Here is a 16,041-nt window from a genome sequence, read left to right as displayed (position 1 = left end):
TATACCCCAGAGATGAATCCCATTGAACAGGTTTGGGGTGAGATCCGCAAGCGTGGATTTAAAAATAAAGCTTTTCAAACATTGGAATCAGTCATCGATAAGCTTCAAGAAGTGATTCAAGGCTTAGGGAAGACTACTCTTAAAAGCATTGTCCATAGAAAATGGCTTTATTCAGATTTTGAAATCAAATGAGTATAAGTTCATCAATCAGTTTCTGCTTTACTGAACCGAAATCAATACTCTGAACTGCTTCCAAACGCCATTTAACTTTTGTTTGAGCATTATAAGAATCTAACTCATCCTGAGTGAAAAAATCTAAACTACTATATCTGCGTATAGGTGTAAGCTTCCTATTATAATAAAATGGTATTTTAATCGGAATAGCTCGAAGTACCTCAGCTAATCCAGAATCCGCAGTTGCAAAATAATGAAGATATACAGCTTCTGTATCTGCTATACAATCAAATAAAATACTTTGCTCTAATAATCTTATATGAAAAACATCCCATGCTGTATTATGTATTTTATCTACTAGCTTCTTAGCCCCAATCTGCAACTTTTTAAACACTTCTTGAACCGAACTATCATTTTTCAAAAACAATATTAGTAGAGGCATTTCCAACTCTAAAAATACACATAATTCCTCAAAACAATAGCGTTTGAACTCAGCTATTTTAAATTCTCTAGTTGTCTTTTTTTAAAGTGATGTTTATTTGCTTTAAGGCAGCCCAAACAGAAGGAATGCTGCAAGAAAAATGTTCTGCAATTTCCCTTAAAAAGGCGTCTGGATGTTCTTCTACAAATTTTTGTAATTTATCTAAAGGTATTTTTCTGGATTTAGCAACACGCTTTTTACGTTCTAAGTGACCGAGTTCTCGCTCTTGCTTTTCCCAACTGTATAAAGTATTGATGCTAATATTAAATAAAGCTGCTGTTTCTTTACGTGTATGTCCCTCTTTAACATATTCAAGGACACGTTTTCTAAAATCAATTCCGTATGCCATAAAAACAGTATATCATATACAGTTTATAATCTAAAAGAGTATACGACAAAAAGCCCCGAAATCAAGGCTTTTCATTATCTCTTTTGTTCAAAAATTTCTACTCTCTCACCAACAATCCTACTGCCTCCACATGATGCGTCATCGGAAACAAATCAACCGGCTGAACTTCCTTCAGCTTGTAGCCGAGTTCTTCGTAGTGTTTGATATCACGCGCCATGGTGGCGGAGTTACAGGAGATGTAGACGATGCGGTCGGGTTGGACTTGGGCGCTGCTTTCGATAAAGCTTGGGGTGAGGCCTTTGCGGGGTGGGTCGACGAAGATGACGGTTGGTTGGATTCCTTGGTCTACCCAGTTTTGCATGGCTGTTTCGGCTTGGTCGCAGACGTAGGTCACGTTGTTGATGTGATTGCGTTGGACGTTCTTTTGGCTATCCTCAACGGCTTTAGGGATGACTTCTACTCCATACACATGCTTCACTTGTTTAGCTAGAGAAAGTCCAATGGTTCCAATGCCGGAATAAGCATCGATAGCGATGTCATCAGCCTTGAGTTGAGCCATATCCATCGCAACTTGGTAGAGTTTTTCAGCCATTGGAGTGTTGACTTGGTAGAAGGATTGGGCAGAGATTTCAAACTCATTTCCCAACATCTGATCCACGATGGTTTCTGTGCCATAAAGTAGGCGAAATTCTTTGCCAAGAATGGCATTGGTCTGTTGGTCATTGATGTTTTGAAGGATTGACACTAGATTTGGGAATTCCTTAGTCAGTTGGTCAACCAAGACTTCAATCCGAAAGACTTTAGGTCGGGTGGTCACCAAGACCAACATCATTTGACCCGTGTAGTGGGCACGACGCACTAAGATATTGCGAATTAAGCCTGTTCCCTCTTTCTCGTCGTAAGGTTTTAAATCCAAGCGTCTCAAAAGATTACGGGTCGCTAAAATCAGTGCATCGATTTCTTTGTCTTGAATGTAAAAATCTTCAATGGGAATCAAGTCATGAGAGTTTTTTCTGAAAAAACCGCTTTCCAGTTGTCCTTTGACCCGGCGAACCGGCACGGCAGCCTTATTTCGGTAGGTCAGTGGAGAATCTGCTGCAAGCGTTGGTGCAACAGCTACACTCTCTAAGCCTGCTATTTTCTTTAGATTTTGCTTCACTTGGGTTTGCTTGAACAATAACTGTTGGTCATAATTCAAATGGGCCAAATCTGCAATCCCCGTCCGAAGATAGGTGAGGTTAGTTTCCTGGTTGCGATGAGGTGAAAGTTTTAACCACTCTTCCACTTTTCCATAACCTATTTTTTTGTTAACCTTGAGAACTCGCATAAGGATTACTTCTCCTGGAAGGGCGTTGTCTACAAAAAAGACACGACCATCTATCTTGGCAATCCCCTGTCCTTCATGGCTGAGATCTACAATTTCTACTTCTACAATTTGATTTTTTTCCAATTTTTTCTCCTATTAAGAAAGTGGAGCCTTGGGCTCCACTTTCTTATTCAGCAATCAAAGTTTCCAAGCCAACCTTCATCATATCGGTAAAGGTGTTTTGGCGTTCTTCTGCGGTCGTATCTTCTTCAGGGTTTACAAGGCTATCTGAAATTGTCATAATTCCCAAAGCCTCAACATTGTGTTGTGCAGCCAAGTAATAAAGAGCTGCTGCTTCCATTTCAACAGCTTTGACCCCAAGTTTTCCGAGTTCAAGGTTTTCCTTGAAAAACTTGGAATAAAAGACATCTGAAGATAGGACGCTGCCAACGTGTGTGGTCAAGCCCATATCCTTAGCGATATGGTAAGCCTTATCCAACAGGTTGAAACTAGCAATTTGTGGGAAGTCATACATTGGCCAGTCGTTCCGAATAATATTGGAATTCGTTGCGGCTGCTTGAGCTAAAACTAACTCACGCACATGCACATCTCCAGATAAGGAACCAGCGGTACCGACACGGATCAATTTTTTAACTCCGTAATCAACGATTAATTCACGCGCATAGATTGAAATGGAAGGCATTCCCATACCTGTCCCCATCACACTAACACGGTGACCTTTATAAGTTCCAGTATACCCAAACATATTGCGAACTTGGTTAAAGAGGACTGCATCTTCTAAAAAGTTCTCTGCAATAAATTTAGCTCGCAATGGATCTCCAGGTAACAAAATTTTATCAGCAATTTCGCCTGCTTTAGCTTCAATATGAATCGACATAAGTTCTCCTTAAAAAGAGAGCGAGCTCGCTCCCGAATTCTTTTCCCTCTTACAACTCCGCTAGAGTCGCTTTTACAAAAGATTTGAAATTTTCTTTGATCCGCTCGGTCACTTCTACCACTTCCTCATGATTGAGTTCAGCCTGGAATCCTGCAGCGAAATTAGTAATCGCTGAAATTCCCAAGACCTTCATGCCAGAATGCGCAGCTACAATCACTTCTGGAACAGTCGACATGCCGACAGCACTCGCCCCCATCGTTTTATAAGCTCGAATTTCAGCCGGTGTTTCATAAGTAGGACCAGTAACTCCCAGATAGACTCCTTCTTGAAGTTCCAGATTCAAGTCCGCTGCTACCTTACGAGCTTGAGCACGGTAAGCGGCAGTGTAAGCATCTGACATATCTGGAAAGCGTGGACCGAACTCTTCTAAGTTCTCCCCAATCAAGGGATTTTGGCCTGTCATATTAATGTGATCTGAAATCAGCATTAAAGAACCTGGTCCGAATTCAATTCCACCCGCAGCATTGGTTACAATGATACCTGTAGCACCAAGAGCCTTCATCACACGAACTGGGAAGGTCACCACTTCCATTGGATTTCCTTCATAAAAGTGGAAACGTCCTTGCAGGGCTAAAACTTTACGGCCTGCCAAGTCCCCGTAGACTAGCTTACCTGCGTGTCCGACAACTGTGGACTGACCCCAGTTTGGAATTTCTGCATAGTCAACAACAATGGCATTCTCTACTTCTTCTGCCAATTCACCCAAACCTGAACCCAGAATCAAACCAAATTCAGGGGCTGAGATTCCCTTGTCCTGTAGAAAAGCAGCTGTCTCTTTAATCTTATCCATCAATGTCATTCTGTGACTCTCCTTATTTTAATTGATCCAAAAAACTAGATCCAATCATGGATGGCTTCACGCCAAAGTTATCTGCAATAGTTGCGGCTACGTCCGCAAAATGACCAACTTCAATATGACCGCTACCTTCTAGGCTCTTACTAAAGAGCAAGAGAGGAACATATTCACGGGTATGGTCAGTTCCCATAAAGGTCGGATCATTCCCATGGTCTGCGGTAATCATGAGAAGATCCTTGTCTCCCATGTTGGCAATAATTTCAGGAATACGCGCATCAAACTCTTGCAAGGAATCGCGATAACCTTCTGGATCACGGCGATGTCCAAAGAGGGCATCAAAGTCTACCAAGTTCGTGAAGGATAGTCCTTTTGTAAATTCAGGATTCTTCAATGTCTCAACCAACTGATCAACCCCATGCTCATTGGATTGATTGTGACCAACATCATTAGAAATTCCGGAACCATTGAAAATATCATTGATTTTTCCAACTGCATATGTTGGAACTCCAGCTTCTTTCAAGTTGTCCAATACGGTTGGAGAAAATGGAGAAACAGCATAGTCATGGCGATTGGCTGTCCGAGTAAAATGACCTGGTTCTCCCACATAAGGACGGGCAATAATCCGTCCCAAGAGCGTTGGGCGCTCAAGAGTGATAGAGCGCGCATATTCACAGATTCGGTAGAGTTCTTCCAATGGAATGATATCTTCATGCGCTGCAATCTGTAAAACAGGATCCGCAGATGTATAGACAATCAACTCCCCCGTTTCCATCTGACGTGGCCCGAAGTCATCAATCACAGCTGTACCTGAATAAGGCTTATTGGCTTCACGAATAATCTTACGACCCGAAAATTCTTCAATTTTTTGGAGCAAATCCTCAGGGAAACCATCCCAGAAAGTATCAAACGGTTCTGTAATGTGTAACCCCATCAATTCCCAATGACCGGTCATCGTATCTTTTCCTAGGGATTGCTCTTCTAACTTCGTCACATAGCCTGTTGGCTTCTCAGTCGCAGCTACTGTCTTCAAAGGTTCTGGACGTTGGATATTTCCCAAGCCCATTTCTTCCATATGGGGAACCTGTAAACCAACTGTTTCCGAAATATGACCTAACGTATCAGATCCAGTATCTGGTTCTCCTGCATTAAAGAAATTCGCTGCATCAGGTGCTTCCCCGATTCCAACTGAATCCATGACCACAACGTGAATACGCTCAAATTTTGACATCTTACTACTCCTATTTCGCTGTTAATTCCTGTATGCCATCTTGGCCCGCCACAATCACACGCTCAACCATCTGATTAAAGAGACCATGCTCTACAACACCAACCAGTTGATTCAATTCCTGAGCTAAGGCTAGAGGATCTGCAATCTGACCCAACTGCAAATCAATAATGTAATTTTCCATATCCGTTCGATAATACTGATCGCCATCCATACGAAATTGTGGTTTATAGCCTGCTTGCTCAAAACGACGGAAAACTTGTTGGGCACCATAACGCACCACCTCAACCGGAAGAGGAAAGGCTCCTAGGTGCTGAACCAATTTAGATTCATCCACTACCCAGATATATTCCTTCGTCGGAAGCGCCACAACCTTCTCCATCAAAAGAGCACCTCCGCCTCCTTTGATTCCATTTAAAGCTGGATCCACTTCATCTGCACCATCAACTGTTACATCAACTTGCTCCACCTCATCAATCGATTTGAGTGGAATTCCCAAGCTTTTGGCCTGTTCAGCAGTCCGGTGAGAAGTCGTCACTCCCACAATTTCCAGACCCTCTTCTTGAACACGACGTCCCAATTCTTGGACAAAATAATAGGCTGTTGACCCAGTTCCCAAACCAACGACCATACCGCTTTGCACATAGCTAGCCGCGTGAATACCTGCTTGCTCCTTTAATGTTTCCATGGCAACTCCTAACACTTAAACTAGTGCTATTATACCAAAATTTTACTTGCTTTGGTAAGGTTAGTAGGTGAAATTAGAAATCGCTTCCACCTTCTCTAACCATCTATTTCAGGAACGTTACTCATTTCCTTCCTAACAAAACAACATTTAATAGTGCTCCTACAAACATTCTTCCATACACTGTAAAGTGCTGACTTCTCTGTCCCCCGAGCATGCGGACAAAAAAGGATGTCGCAACAAAGAAAAGAAAACTTTAATTAATTTTCAGAAAATCTACAGTAGTTCCAATCAAAAAATCCACCGTATGCTTATTACGGTGGACTTTCCTTGCATTATTATTTAACAGCGTCCTTAAGAGCTTTACCAGCTTTGAATGCTGGAACTTTTGAAGCTGCGATTGTAATCTCTTTACCAGTTTGTGGGTTGCGACCTTTACGGGCAGCACGCTCACGAACTTCAAAGTTACCAAAACCAATCAATTGAACTTTTTCACCTTTTGAAAGGTAATCTGTTACGGCTGCAAATACTGCATCAACCGCAACTGCAGCATCTTTCTTAGTCAATTCTGTTGCTTCAGCAACCTTAGCAATCAAATCTTGTTTGTTAGCCATTCGTAAGAATCCTCCATTAATTTTCTAACAGTACATATCATAACTCAAAATAATTAGAAAAGCAAGTAAAAAAAGTCCCTCTCTGCCTTTTATTCCGTAAATTTGAGCCTCGTTTAAAGGTAGTGAATCAGGATAGCCCAAGCATCTTCACCTGTATGGGTTTGAATAATGGAACCTGTCTCTAAGACCGAAATGGGAGCTTCAAGGAAAGGCTGTAATTGAGCTTTCATTTCTTGGGCAAAATCAGGTTTACCCGCATAGGAAATAGCAATTTCAGCAATCTCCCGTCCTTCTAGTCCCTCTTTCAATTCATCCAACCATTTTTTGAAAGTCTTTGCACCTCGTCCTTTCACAATTGGACGGAGCTCGTGATTCACCATTTCCATAACAACACGAATATTGAGAAGAGAAGAAATTAATCCAGATACACGTCCAATCCGGCCTCCCTTAACAAGATTCTCCAAGGTGGAAACTCCAATATACAGTTCTGTGTTTTCTCGAACACGATCGACTTCTTTCAGAATCTCCTCTAGTGTGGCACCTTCTTGAGCCATTCGGGCAGCTGCTACAACCTGAAATTTCTGAGCTTGATCCGTAAAGGATGAGTCCACAACATGAACCTTCGCCCCCGATAAACTTGCTCCCTGCCTAGCAGCCTCTACCGTTCCAGAGAGAGCATGTGACATATGGATTGAGACAATCTGGTCACAGTCTTTGGCCAATTTTCCATAAACATCCGCAAAAACTCCAACCGGTGGCTGACTAGTCTTTGGCAAATTCTTGCTAGATTTCATGAGGTTCAAGAATTCACCTTCTTTTAAATCTGCATCTGAATACAAAATTCCGTCAACCATAACCGACAGAGGAATCACTTCAATTCCATATTTTTGGACTAATTCATCTTCAATGGTGACAGATGAATCTGTCACTACAGCAATTTTTGTCATATTTACCTACTTCTTAACAGTCATTTTGTCCTATTATAACAGATTTCACACCCAAACCTCAATGTTTTTGTAAGAGTTCCCGAGCCTGATTAATGGCCGATTCTGTTAACTCTTCACCCGCCAACATTCGAGCAATCTCTTGAACCCGTTCCTCCTGCTCTAACAAACGAACACGGGATACAGTTGACACCTCATCTGAGATTTTTTCAATGAAAAATTGATAATCGGCTATGGCGATGACTTGTGGCAAGTGCGAAATAGCAAGAACTTGTCCATTTTGACCAATCTTATGAATCTTCTGGGCAATGGCTTGGGCAACACGACCAGAGACTCCTGTGTCGACTTCATCGAAAACAATACTGGTCTTGCCCTCTTTTCTAGAAAAGGCAGATTTAATAGCCAACATCAGTCGTGATAGCTCGCCTCCACTGGCCACCTTAACAAGGGGCTTGAAATCCTCGCCAGGGTTCGTTGAAATGTAGAATTCAATCTGCTCATTCCCATCTCGGCTAAATTTTCCCTTACTAAAATGAACTTGAAAGCGCGCCTTATCCATGTATAAATCTTGAAGTTCTATTTGAATCTCTTCCTCTAGCTGCTGAGCTAATCGGTGTCGAGCTTGACTAAGTTCTTGGGCTAAGCTGACCAAAACCTTTTCTTCTTCTTTTAATTTTTTCGTTAAATCCTCAGAAGAAATCTGATTTCCCGTCAGCAGCTGGTATTCTTGAGAAATTTTCTCAAAATACTGTAAAACTTCTTGAACACTTCCCCCGTACTTCCGACTAATCGAATAAATCACATCTAATCGGCTTTCAATATGGAGAAGTCGGTTCGCATCAAAATCTAGTGAGGATAGGTGGTCCTCCAAACGTCTCGTCGCGTCTTCCAAAGCATAATAGGCTTCAGCAACCTGCTCTGCCATCTCCTTGTAAAGAGGATGGTAATCTTCTAGACTCTCCAAATCTCCTAAGGCTGAACGAATTTTAGATAAAGAAGATTGCTCTTCATCATCCAAAAGATGAAAAGCAGAAGTCAGAGTATCAGCAATCAACTTGTGATTCATCAGCTGTTCTCTTTCCTGTTGAAGACTCTCATCTTCTCCAGATTTTAAGGCAGCCCCTTCGATTTCTGCTAATTGAAACTCCAACATTTCAATTCGAGCACTATGCTCAGCTTCCTGATTCTGCTGTTTGACTAGTTGCTTTCGCAAACTCCGGTAACGTTCAAAACTATGGGCGTAATCAGCCTTCAGTTTCCGGAAAGCCTCATCTCCAAATTCATCTAATAGGCGGCCATGCCATTGCGCACGCATGAGCTCTTCTTGGTCATGCTGCCCATGAATATCTACCAAGTGTTGACCAACCGCTCTCAAGATAGAAAGATTCACCATTTGCCCATTAATCCGACTGACACTACGGCCATTCTGAAAAATTTCTCGGCGGATAATGAGGTCATCTCCAACTTCAATTCCTTGATCTTCCAAAATTTCTTGGAGTAGTTCTGGTTTCTCCAAGGAAAAAAGACCTTGAATCTCAGCTTTGGGCATGCCATGCCGGATCACTTCCGTTGTAGCCCTGCTTCCTAACATCATATTCATGGCATCAATAATAATCGATTTACCAGCACCCGTCTCACCTGTTAAGACCGTCATCCCTTTATCAAAATTTAAGGTAATTTCTTCAATGATGGCAAAATTTTTAATCGAGATTTCTAATAACATAGGATTACCACTTTTCTAAGGAATTTTGGAGACGACTTGGGTCGATTCCCTTTTTTAGAATAAGTAAGACAGTATCATCATCTGACAAAATCGAGAAGAGTTCATGGGAAAATCGATTCCAGATTTCCTTTTTTAGCAACAGAGCCTGACCTGGAATAACCCGAAGAGAAATCATCCCTTCCTGTCGGGCAACTTCTAAAATAGGAGATTTTTTTCCCGTCGGTTGAAATTGATAGGAAGCATCTTCTCCCTTAACAACTCCCATCTCTCTTAAATCCCGTGAAACAGTTGCTTGTGTCGCAACAATCCCTTTTGATTCCAAGTAATCGGTGATTTGTTTCTGACCACGAATAGACTGGCTTTGGATCAATTCTCGAATAAGAGTCTGTCTCTGCCCCTTATCAGCGTTAGAATGTCTCATGGGCCTTCCTCACTGTCTCCTTTATTTGTTCAAGCGGAAGAGCTTGTCCCCCATCCAGTTTTAAGTAGAGCAAAAATTCAATATTTCCCTGTCCACCAGTAATAGGTGAAAAGTCTAGGCCATGACTCCCAAAGCCCAAACCTTGGGCCATATTCACGGTCTTGGTCAAGACCTCTTCATGAACCCGAGCGTCCTTAACAATTCCTTTTTTCCCAATAGCTTCCCGACCTGCCTCAAACTGCGGCTTGACTAGGGCTACAACTTGACCCTGATCTTCTAAAATCGCTGCTAAACTTGGCAAAATCAAACTTAGGGAAATAAAACTGACATCAATAGAGGCAAAGCTTGGCTGGGGTTGAAAATCTTCAGGATTGGCGTAACGGAAATTGTACTGCTCTCGGCTAATAACACGCGGATCCTGTCGTAATTTCCATGCCAATTGGTTGGTTCCCACATCAACCGCGTACACTTGTTGGGCATCCGCCTGTAGCATAACATCCGTAAAACCTCCTGTAGAGGCTCCAATATCAAGGGTCATCCGACCTACTAAATCAATGGCAAATACTTCTAAAGCCTTGGCTAATTTCAAACCACCACGACTCACATAAGGTAGGGTCTCTCCCTTCACTTTTAAAGGTGTATCGTCTGAAATCTTTTCCCCTGGTTTATCATAGCGATGGCCAGTCAATTCATGTATAACTAGACCTGCCATAACACCCCTTTTAGCTTGTTCTCTGGTTTCAAATAGGCCTTGATGAAAGGCCAACACATCTACTCTTTCTTTAGCTACCAATGGCTAATCCTTCTATCCTTTCTTTCAAAACAAACCCTTGGAACCCTTTCGCTTCCAAGGCTGTCAGCTGGCTTCGGATGTCATCAAGAAGTCTGGCCAAAATTTTCTTAGATTCCTCCAGACCAAAAATAGCTGGATAAGTGGCTTTTTGTGTCTTCTCATCTTTATTTGGTGTTTTTCCCAGTTCTTGGAAACTGGCTGTGACATCTAAAATGTCATCACGCACTTGAAAGGCCAAGCCTAGATTTTTTCCAAGTGATTCCAAAATGACTGTGCTCTCCGTATCTAAATTTAGTAGCACACTGGCAGCCAAAAATGGAAAATACAGTAGACGTCCTGTCTTATTTTGATGAATCCTTTGCAATTCTTCAATCGCTAGGGTCTTACCCTCTGAGCGCATATCTAAACTTTGCCCGCCTACCATTCCAAAGGTACCAGAGGCTAGTGATAAAGCTTTGGTCAGTTCTACCAGTTGGACAGCAGGCAACTCTGCTTGTGCTAACATCGCAAAGGCATCCAGGAACAAACTATCTCCCGCTAAAATAGCTGGAGCTTCCCCGAACTTTTTATGATTCGTCAAGTGCCCCCGACGGTAATCGTCATCATCCATTGCTGGAAGATCGTCGTGAATAAGGCTCCCCGTATGAATCATTTCCAGAGCAGCCGCAACCTTCAGGTGCTCTCGTGTGACCGTAAGACCAAAGCCCTCCAACAAATCTAACAAAAGCAAGGGACGAATTCGCTTGCCACCGGCTTGAATAGAATAGAGAATCCCCTCTACCAATTGAGGATCTGGACTGGTAGGCCTATAAAAATCTTGGAGAACTTCTTCCAAAACTTGTAACTGTTTGTTCATGCTTCCATTTCCGTTTCTTGACCATTAGCGCCCATAATGGTCACCATAGTTTTTTCAGCCTCTTGCAAGGTCTTTTGAAGTTCCTGACTCAATGTCATCCCCTGTTGAAATTCTTTTAAAGCTTCTTCAAGGGGAACTTCTCCTTGTTCCAGGCGTTTGACCAGGAGCTCCAACTCCTGCATTTTTTCTTCAAATGTCTGTGTTTTGGACATGTTTTACCTCTACTTCTAAATGACCATCCTGAAGTTCAATGGTCAGGGAATCACCAGTTTGCACCTGGTTGCTATGCGATACAATTGCATCGTCTTTTTTGACCAAGGCATACCCTCGTTGGAGAATTTGCCTTAATTCCAGTTGGGATAGAGCATCACTCGCTACTTGATAGCGCTGTTGTGCTTGGCTTAAATAATCCCTTATCACTCGTTGTAAATCTTTCTCCAAGCGTGACAGTTGATCCCTGTTTCTTTCAAGTCTTGGGGTTGGATTCTGACGAATCAGTGACTGATAAAGAAGCTGACTCTGATGTTGCTTCCGTTGAAGCTCTTTCTCCACAACTTGCTTGAGTTGAAGATCCAGTTGATCCAATTTTTGTACATAAGAATCATAAAGCCTCTCTGGTTGTCTAAAAATAATAGATTTAGCCAGAACTTCCAAACGATCTCGCTTGGCTTTCAATTGTTGATCAACCAATTGTTTAAGTCTTAATTGACTACGTTCGAGGGCTAAAAAATAATCCGCCTTGGTGTAGGGCGTTGCTAACTCTGCAGCAGCCGTCGGAGTCGCTGCCCGTTGATCTGCTACAAAATCAGCTAAAGTCACATCTATCTCATGGCCAACACTAGAAATAACAGGCAAACGAGATTCAAAAATGGCCCGAACCACAATCTCCTCATTAAAAGCCCATAGATCCTCCATGGAGCCTCCGCCACGACCAACAATTAAAACATCTAAATCTTCATCGAGATTTGCCCGCTGAATTTGTGCGGCAATTTCAGAAGCTGCTCCCTCCCCCTGAACCTTGGCTGGATAGAGTCGAATACTTAAACCTGGAAAACGACGATTCACCGTCGTAATAATATCTTGGATGACTGCCCCACTCTGACTAGTAACAACTCCAATTTTCCGATTGAAATGAGGTAGAGCTTGCTTATGCTCGGCTTTAAAGAAACCAGCTGCTGTTAATTCTTTTTTCAATTGCTCAAACCGAAGAGCTAATTCGCCTACGCCAGCTGGCTCTGCCCGCTCAATCAAAATCGAATAGGAACCGTTGGGAGCGTATAATTGTACCCGCCCCACAACATTGATTTGTTGCCCTTCCTCCAGGGTAAATGGCAATTTTTGGTAAACTCCAGACCACATCGTCGCTTGGATAACTGCCTGATCATCCTTGAGGGAAAAATATTGATGGTTAGGGCGAGCTCGAAAATTGGAAACTTGCCCGGTCAAAAAAACACGCTCCAGATAAGGATCCTTATCAAATTTACGCTTTAGGTACTTGGTCAGGGTCCCCACAGAAAGATAATCTGTCATAATCTAATCCTAGAGTTTTAAATCTGCATAAGGAGTCCGATAACCAATTTGAAGGAGGGTCCCATCTCTTACCAATAGAGGTCGCTTGATCAGCATTCCATCCGTCGCCAACAGTTGTGCAGCCTCTGCCACAGTCATTGTAGGCACCTTATCTTTTAAACCTAGTTCCCGGTATTTGATACCACTCGTATTGAAAAATGCCTTCACAGGCCAGTCTCCCTCTTCCATCCAACTTTCCAGTTGACTAGGACTAGGTGCTTCTTGTGTCAAGTCTATGAAACGCATGTCAATTCCCAAGGATTTCAATTCTTTTTCAGCTGCCTTACTCGTTGTGCAACGGGGATGACCATAATAATCAATATTCATTTATTGTTCTTCCTTTTCTTCTTGATGATAAGCACGGTAGAGGTCTTTCGCTTTAAAACCTGTATCTTTCGCCAATTCTTGGCTAGCTGTTTTCAGGCGTTGGCCTTGAGCAACTCTTTGTTTCAAGAGCTCTAAAACCTCTTCCATATTCTGAGCTGGTTGGTCTTGTTCTTGATAACCCGCCACAATTAACAAACATTCTCCTTTTACAGGATCAGTGGTCAATGAATCTAGAACTTCTTGAACGCTCCCCCTGCGAAACTCTTCGTAGATCTTCGTTAATTCACGAATCAAGACAATCTCTCGATTACCGTAAACCGTTAAAATTTGTTCTAAAGTAGTAGATAAACGATAGGGAGATTCATAAAAAATTTGAGTTTCCGGATACTGGTATTTGGATTCCAAAAAGCTCTTCTGCTGACTAGCTTTGCGAGGCAAAAATCCATAAAAAATATGAGGTTGAGGTACAAGTCCGCTCGCAATCAAACCAGTAATACCTGCAGATGGACCTGGAATGGGGACAACAGTATAACCTTGCTCGATAGCTGCCTTAACCAAGTCCTGTCCAGGATCTGAAATACTTGGAAGTCCTGCATCTGAAACCTGTGCTAGGTCTTGTCCCTGAGCGAGTAAATCCAACAGTTCTGGGACTCGACTTTGAGCATTGTGTTCATGGAAAGAAATCAAGCGTTTCTGAATCTCAAAATGCTTCAATAAAGCCCCTGTTACTCGCGTATCCTCTGCAGCAATCGCAGCAACCGATTCTAAAATTTTTAGCGCTCGAAAAGAAATATCCTCCATATTTCCGATCGGAGTTCCCACCAAGTAGAGAGTTCCAAACTCTGATACTTCTTTAAAACTTCTTTGAATATACACAGCTAACCTCTATTCAATAATTCATCGCAAAAGACGCATTCACCTTCTCGTTGTTGTCCATAAGAATAGGTGCAAACATGGAAACCATCTAAATAAATGCGATTCAAACCTTCTCGTTGGTTAGGAGTTTTAACAGGAGTTTCCGTCTCCATCTGACTCAATCGTTCCCGAAGTTTTTCATTTTCTAAACGGAGGAGGGTATTTTCCTCGATGGCTTCCCTTACTGCAACCTTCATAGATTCTAAGTCATTAAGGGTTCGAATCAAGTGATTGCTGAAGTTATCAAGGGTGACTAAAATATCTTTTTTTTCCAAAAGGCTCCTCCTTCATTTCAATTTACAAATTCTTTAAAAGAAATCGTTCCAAGCTCATTAAAAGAGGAACATTTGCTTGCCAGGTTATTCGTGCTTCCATCAAATCTTTTAAAAGAATCCAACGTTTTCCTACCTCCACTTTCTGGCCTAGCTGAATTTCTAGTATATCCAAGAATAAACTTTGCTTATCGCGATCGTCTGCTTGCGCAACTAAAGCTGCCAAAGCTGGGAAAGCTTTCACATTCCCTTTAAGGAACAGCTGCAACCAAGCTGCAAGCTGGGCTTCCATTTCCAATATCCAGCCTTGACCTACTGTTTCTAGCATTCTAACATTTCCTTGAAGCAAGGTGTTTAAAAACTGGGCTTGCGTTTTCAAAAGTCCCTGAGATTCAAATTCTGCCACTAGAACTTGACCAAGATCCGGAAAATACACATACTGACTTCGGCTTTGAATAGTGGGCAGAATTTTTTCTGAAGCTTTCGTGAGGAAAAAGAAATGTTGCTGACCTGTTGGCTCCTCCATAGACTTCAGTAAAGCATTGGCACCATTAACATGCATTGTATCGGCATCTTGAAAAATAAAAACCTGATGCGTGCTCTCCAAGCCCGATTGAGAAGCCTGCTCCAGTAGACTTTTAATCTGGTCTGTACGAATCACTCGATTAGTAGGGCTCACTACATGTAAATCAGGAAATGCTTGCGCAGCAACCAATTTACAAGAGCGACAGTGTCCACAAGGAAGTCCATCCATCTTCTTCTCACAATAGATAGACTGAGTCAAATACAAGGCCATATCAAAAGTTTCCTTGCCACCTGCAAACAAATAGGCATGACTAAGCTTATTGGCTTGAATAATTTTCTGAAAACGATGCAATAAATTCGCTTGAGATTCTTGCAAGCCTTGGTATAGAGAACTCATATGCCTAATTTCTCATGTATGCAGGTCAGAGCTTGTTCCAAAACTGTCGAAAAATCCTGACTGGCATCGACCTTCACAAAACGCTTTGGTTCTTCCTCCAGTAAGTTAAGATAGCCCTCTCGTACACGCTCATGCCAAGACAATCCTTCCTGATCCAGTCGATCGACATCATTCGAACGGGTTGCCTGAATACGAGCCAAACCTTCCGCTGCTGGTAAATCTAGTAATACGGTTAAATCTGGTTTCTTCCCATCTGTTGCAAACTGATTTAACCAGTGAATAGCTTCCAGATCCAAACCTCGTCCATAACCTTGGTAAGCAACAGAAGAGTCAATAAAGCGATCCATCAAGACAAGGGCACCACGCTCTAGGGCTGGCAAAACCTTTTCAACCAGATGCTGCCGACGACTAGCAATATATAATAGCAGCTCTGTTTTTTCTTCCATCTCAGCATGCTCAGGGTTCAATAAAATTTGCCGAATTTGTTCCGCTATCCGAGCACCACCTGGTTCCCTGGTAGCCACTACTTCTCGACCTTGCTCTGAATAATAGCTGGCCAATTCTTGAATTAAGGTTGACTTTCCAGAGCCATCTGGTCCTTCAATAGACACTAAAAATCCTTGTTTCATTGTTCCCCCTTTTCTTAGTAACTATTATACCTGTTTTCGTGAGATTTGACACTAACAAAGTAAAAACTCCTAGGAGCATAAG

Annotated in this window: 20 protein-coding genes and 1 pseudogene; 1 reads left to right on the top strand and 20 read right to left on the bottom strand. The window is 42.2% G+C overall.

Going from position 1 to position 16,041, the window contains the following annotated elements; translation table 11 throughout:
- Nucleotides 1-192: pseudogene (locus ACXM1Q_RS05110) on the top strand (IS630 family transposase); the annotation flags it as partial.
- Here ACXM1Q_RS05110 and ACXM1Q_RS05105 read toward each other — a convergent pair.
- From ACXM1Q_RS05105 to tmk, 20 genes are all read right to left on the bottom strand, one after another.
- Nucleotides 185-616 (bottom strand): hypothetical protein, encoded by a 432-nt coding sequence (locus ACXM1Q_RS05105; RefSeq protein WP_458516767.1) that lies wholly within the window; start codon nucleotides 614-616, stop codon nucleotides 185-187. The pseudogene ACXM1Q_RS05110 and the gene ACXM1Q_RS05105 overlap by 8 nt on opposite strands.
- 67 nt (nucleotides 617-683) lie before the next feature.
- Nucleotides 684-1,004 carry an IS630 transposase-related protein gene (locus tag ACXM1Q_RS05100; protein WP_458516765.1) on the bottom strand — a complete coding sequence of 107 codons (321 nt, stop codon included), beginning with the start codon at nucleotides 1,002-1,004 and terminating at the stop codon, nucleotides 684-686.
- Nucleotides 1,005-1,101: 97 nt separating this feature from the next.
- Nucleotides 1,102-2,454: a 23S rRNA (uracil(1939)-C(5))-methyltransferase RlmD gene (gene rlmD, locus ACXM1Q_RS05095; RefSeq protein ID WP_458516763.1), complete on the bottom strand. Its 1,353-nt coding sequence runs from the start codon at nucleotides 2,452-2,454 to the stop codon at nucleotides 1,102-1,104.
- A gap of 43 nt (nucleotides 2,455-2,497) precedes the next feature.
- Nucleotides 2,498-3,208 carry a purine-nucleoside phosphorylase gene (deoD, locus tag ACXM1Q_RS05090; protein ID WP_199364600.1) on the bottom strand — a complete coding sequence of 237 codons (711 nt, stop codon included), beginning with the start codon at nucleotides 3,206-3,208 and terminating at the stop codon, nucleotides 2,498-2,500.
- A 49-nt stretch (nucleotides 3,209-3,257) separates the two neighbouring features.
- Complete coding sequence (locus ACXM1Q_RS05085) at nucleotides 3,258-4,067, bottom strand: purine-nucleoside phosphorylase (protein WP_135037336.1); 810 nt, start codon at nucleotides 4,065-4,067, stop codon at nucleotides 3,258-3,260.
- 13 nt (nucleotides 4,068-4,080) lie between these two features.
- Nucleotides 4,081-5,292: a phosphopentomutase gene (locus tag ACXM1Q_RS05080; RefSeq protein ID WP_458516760.1), complete on the bottom strand. Its 1,212-nt coding sequence runs from the start codon at nucleotides 5,290-5,292 to the stop codon at nucleotides 4,081-4,083.
- A 10-nt stretch (nucleotides 5,293-5,302) separates the two neighbouring features.
- Complete coding sequence (rpiA, locus tag ACXM1Q_RS05075; RefSeq protein ID WP_458516758.1) at nucleotides 5,303-5,977, bottom strand: ribose-5-phosphate isomerase RpiA; 675 nt, start codon at nucleotides 5,975-5,977, stop codon at nucleotides 5,303-5,305.
- A gap of 335 nt (nucleotides 5,978-6,312) precedes the next feature.
- On the bottom strand, nucleotides 6,313-6,588 hold the full coding sequence (locus tag ACXM1Q_RS05070; protein WP_135037327.1) for an HU family DNA-binding protein: 276 nt from the start codon (nucleotides 6,586-6,588) through the stop codon (nucleotides 6,313-6,315).
- Nucleotides 6,589-6,701: 113 nt separating this feature from the next.
- Entirely contained in the window at nucleotides 6,702-7,535 is an 834-nt protein-coding gene (locus tag ACXM1Q_RS05065) for a DegV family protein (protein WP_458516755.1), read from the bottom strand.
- Between the two features lie 58 nt (nucleotides 7,536-7,593).
- The gene (gene recN / locus ACXM1Q_RS05060; protein ID WP_458516753.1) at nucleotides 7,594-9,255 is read right to left on the bottom strand and encodes a DNA repair protein RecN; all 1,662 of its coding nucleotides are present in this window, start codon (nucleotides 9,253-9,255) and stop codon (nucleotides 7,594-7,596) included.
- Nucleotides 9,256-9,259: 4 nt separating this feature from the next.
- Nucleotides 9,260-9,676 carry an arginine repressor gene (locus ACXM1Q_RS05055; RefSeq protein ID WP_458516751.1) on the bottom strand — a complete coding sequence of 139 codons (417 nt, stop codon included), beginning with the start codon at nucleotides 9,674-9,676 and terminating at the stop codon, nucleotides 9,260-9,262.
- On the bottom strand, nucleotides 9,663-10,469 hold the full coding sequence (locus ACXM1Q_RS05050; RefSeq protein WP_458516749.1) for a TlyA family RNA methyltransferase: 807 nt from the start codon (nucleotides 10,467-10,469) through the stop codon (nucleotides 9,663-9,665). Before ACXM1Q_RS05050 ends, ACXM1Q_RS05055 begins: the two co-directional genes overlap by 14 nt.
- On the bottom strand, nucleotides 10,459-11,325 hold the full coding sequence (locus ACXM1Q_RS05045; protein ID WP_458516747.1) for a polyprenyl synthetase family protein: 867 nt from the start codon (nucleotides 11,323-11,325) through the stop codon (nucleotides 10,459-10,461). Before ACXM1Q_RS05045 ends, ACXM1Q_RS05050 begins: the two co-directional genes overlap by 11 nt.
- The gene (locus tag ACXM1Q_RS05040; RefSeq protein WP_458516745.1) at nucleotides 11,322-11,537 is read right to left on the bottom strand and encodes an exodeoxyribonuclease VII small subunit; all 216 of its coding nucleotides are present in this window, start codon (nucleotides 11,535-11,537) and stop codon (nucleotides 11,322-11,324) included. Before ACXM1Q_RS05040 ends, ACXM1Q_RS05045 begins: the two co-directional genes overlap by 4 nt.
- The gene (xseA, locus tag ACXM1Q_RS05035) at nucleotides 11,515-12,855 is read right to left on the bottom strand and encodes an exodeoxyribonuclease VII large subunit (protein ID WP_458516743.1); all 1,341 of its coding nucleotides are present in this window, start codon (nucleotides 12,853-12,855) and stop codon (nucleotides 11,515-11,517) included. The genes ACXM1Q_RS05040 and xseA overlap by 23 nt, the downstream gene beginning before the upstream one ends.
- Before the next feature lie 9 nt (nucleotides 12,856-12,864).
- Nucleotides 12,865-13,221: a Spx/MgsR family RNA polymerase-binding regulatory protein gene (locus tag ACXM1Q_RS05030; RefSeq protein WP_135037303.1), complete on the bottom strand. Its 357-nt coding sequence runs from the start codon at nucleotides 13,219-13,221 to the stop codon at nucleotides 12,865-12,867.
- Complete coding sequence (gene rsmI / locus ACXM1Q_RS05025) at nucleotides 13,222-14,097, bottom strand: 16S rRNA (cytidine(1402)-2'-O)-methyltransferase (RefSeq protein ID WP_458516740.1); 876 nt, start codon at nucleotides 14,095-14,097, stop codon at nucleotides 13,222-13,224.
- A 2-nt stretch (nucleotides 14,098-14,099) separates the two neighbouring features.
- A complete protein-coding gene (locus ACXM1Q_RS05020) occupies nucleotides 14,100-14,411 on the bottom strand; it encodes an initiation control protein YabA (RefSeq protein ID WP_458516738.1) in 312 nt (103 codons plus the stop codon).
- A gap of 22 nt (nucleotides 14,412-14,433) precedes the next feature.
- A complete protein-coding gene (locus ACXM1Q_RS05015) occupies nucleotides 14,434-15,330 on the bottom strand; it encodes a DNA polymerase III subunit delta' (RefSeq protein ID WP_458516736.1) in 897 nt (298 codons plus the stop codon).
- Nucleotides 15,327-15,959: a dTMP kinase gene (gene tmk, locus ACXM1Q_RS05010; RefSeq protein ID WP_458516734.1), complete on the bottom strand. Its 633-nt coding sequence runs from the start codon at nucleotides 15,957-15,959 to the stop codon at nucleotides 15,327-15,329. Before tmk ends, ACXM1Q_RS05015 begins: the two co-directional genes overlap by 4 nt.
- Nucleotides 15,960-16,041 lie beyond the last annotated feature (82 nt).

It is taken from the genome of Streptococcus sp. 10F2, from assembly GCF_054331515.2.
The sequence above is the reverse complement of the archived record's forward strand: the minus strand, read 5'-3'. Positions and strand labels throughout refer to the sequence as shown.

Coding starts and splice junctions, on each gene's coding strand:
- rpiA (WP_458516758.1), bottom strand. CDS start 5,977: ATGGAAACATTAAAGGAGCAAGCAGGTATTCACGCGGCTAGCTATGTG.
- xseA (WP_458516743.1), bottom strand. CDS start 12,855: ATGACAGATTATCTTTCTGTGGGGACCCTGACCAAGTACCTAAAGCGT.
- ACXM1Q_RS05015 (WP_458516736.1), bottom strand. CDS start 15,330: ATGAGTTCTCTATACCAAGGCTTGCAAGAATCTCAAGCGAATTTATTG.
- ACXM1Q_RS05055 (WP_458516751.1), bottom strand. CDS start 9,676: ATGAGACATTCTAACGCTGATAAGGGGCAGAGACAGACTCTTATTCGA.
- ACXM1Q_RS05080 (WP_458516760.1), bottom strand. CDS start 5,292: ATGTCAAAATTTGAGCGTATTCACGTTGTGGTCATGGATTCAGTTGGA.
- ACXM1Q_RS05070 (WP_135037327.1), bottom strand. CDS start 6,588: ATGGCTAACAAACAAGATTTGATTGCTAAGGTTGCTGAAGCAACAGAA.
- ACXM1Q_RS05085 (WP_135037336.1), bottom strand. CDS start 4,067: ATGACATTGATGGATAAGATTAAAGAGACAGCTGCTTTTCTACAGGAC.
- ACXM1Q_RS05030 (WP_135037303.1), bottom strand. CDS start 13,221: ATGAATATTGATTATTATGGTCATCCCCGTTGCACAACGAGTAAGGCA.
- ACXM1Q_RS05065 (WP_458516755.1), bottom strand. CDS start 7,535: ATGACAAAAATTGCTGTAGTGACAGATTCATCTGTCACCATTGAAGAT.
- recN (WP_458516753.1), bottom strand. CDS start 9,255: ATGTTATTAGAAATCTCGATTAAAAATTTTGCCATCATTGAAGAAATT.
- ACXM1Q_RS05045 (WP_458516747.1), bottom strand. CDS start 11,325: ATGAACAAACAGTTACAAGTTTTGGAAGAAGTTCTCCAAGATTTTTAT.
- tmk (WP_458516734.1), bottom strand. CDS start 15,959: ATGAAACAAGGATTTTTAGTGTCTATTGAAGGACCAGATGGCTCTGGA.
- ACXM1Q_RS05105 (WP_458516767.1), bottom strand. CDS start 616: ATGCCTCTACTAATATTGTTTTTGAAAAATGATAGTTCGGTTCAAGAA.
- ACXM1Q_RS05100 (WP_458516765.1), bottom strand. CDS start 1,004: ATGGCATACGGAATTGATTTTAGAAAACGTGTCCTTGAATATGTTAAA.
- deoD (WP_199364600.1), bottom strand. CDS start 3,208: ATGTCGATTCATATTGAAGCTAAAGCAGGCGAAATTGCTGATAAAATT.
- ACXM1Q_RS05040 (WP_458516745.1), bottom strand. CDS start 11,537: ATGTCCAAAACACAGACATTTGAAGAAAAAATGCAGGAGTTGGAGCTC.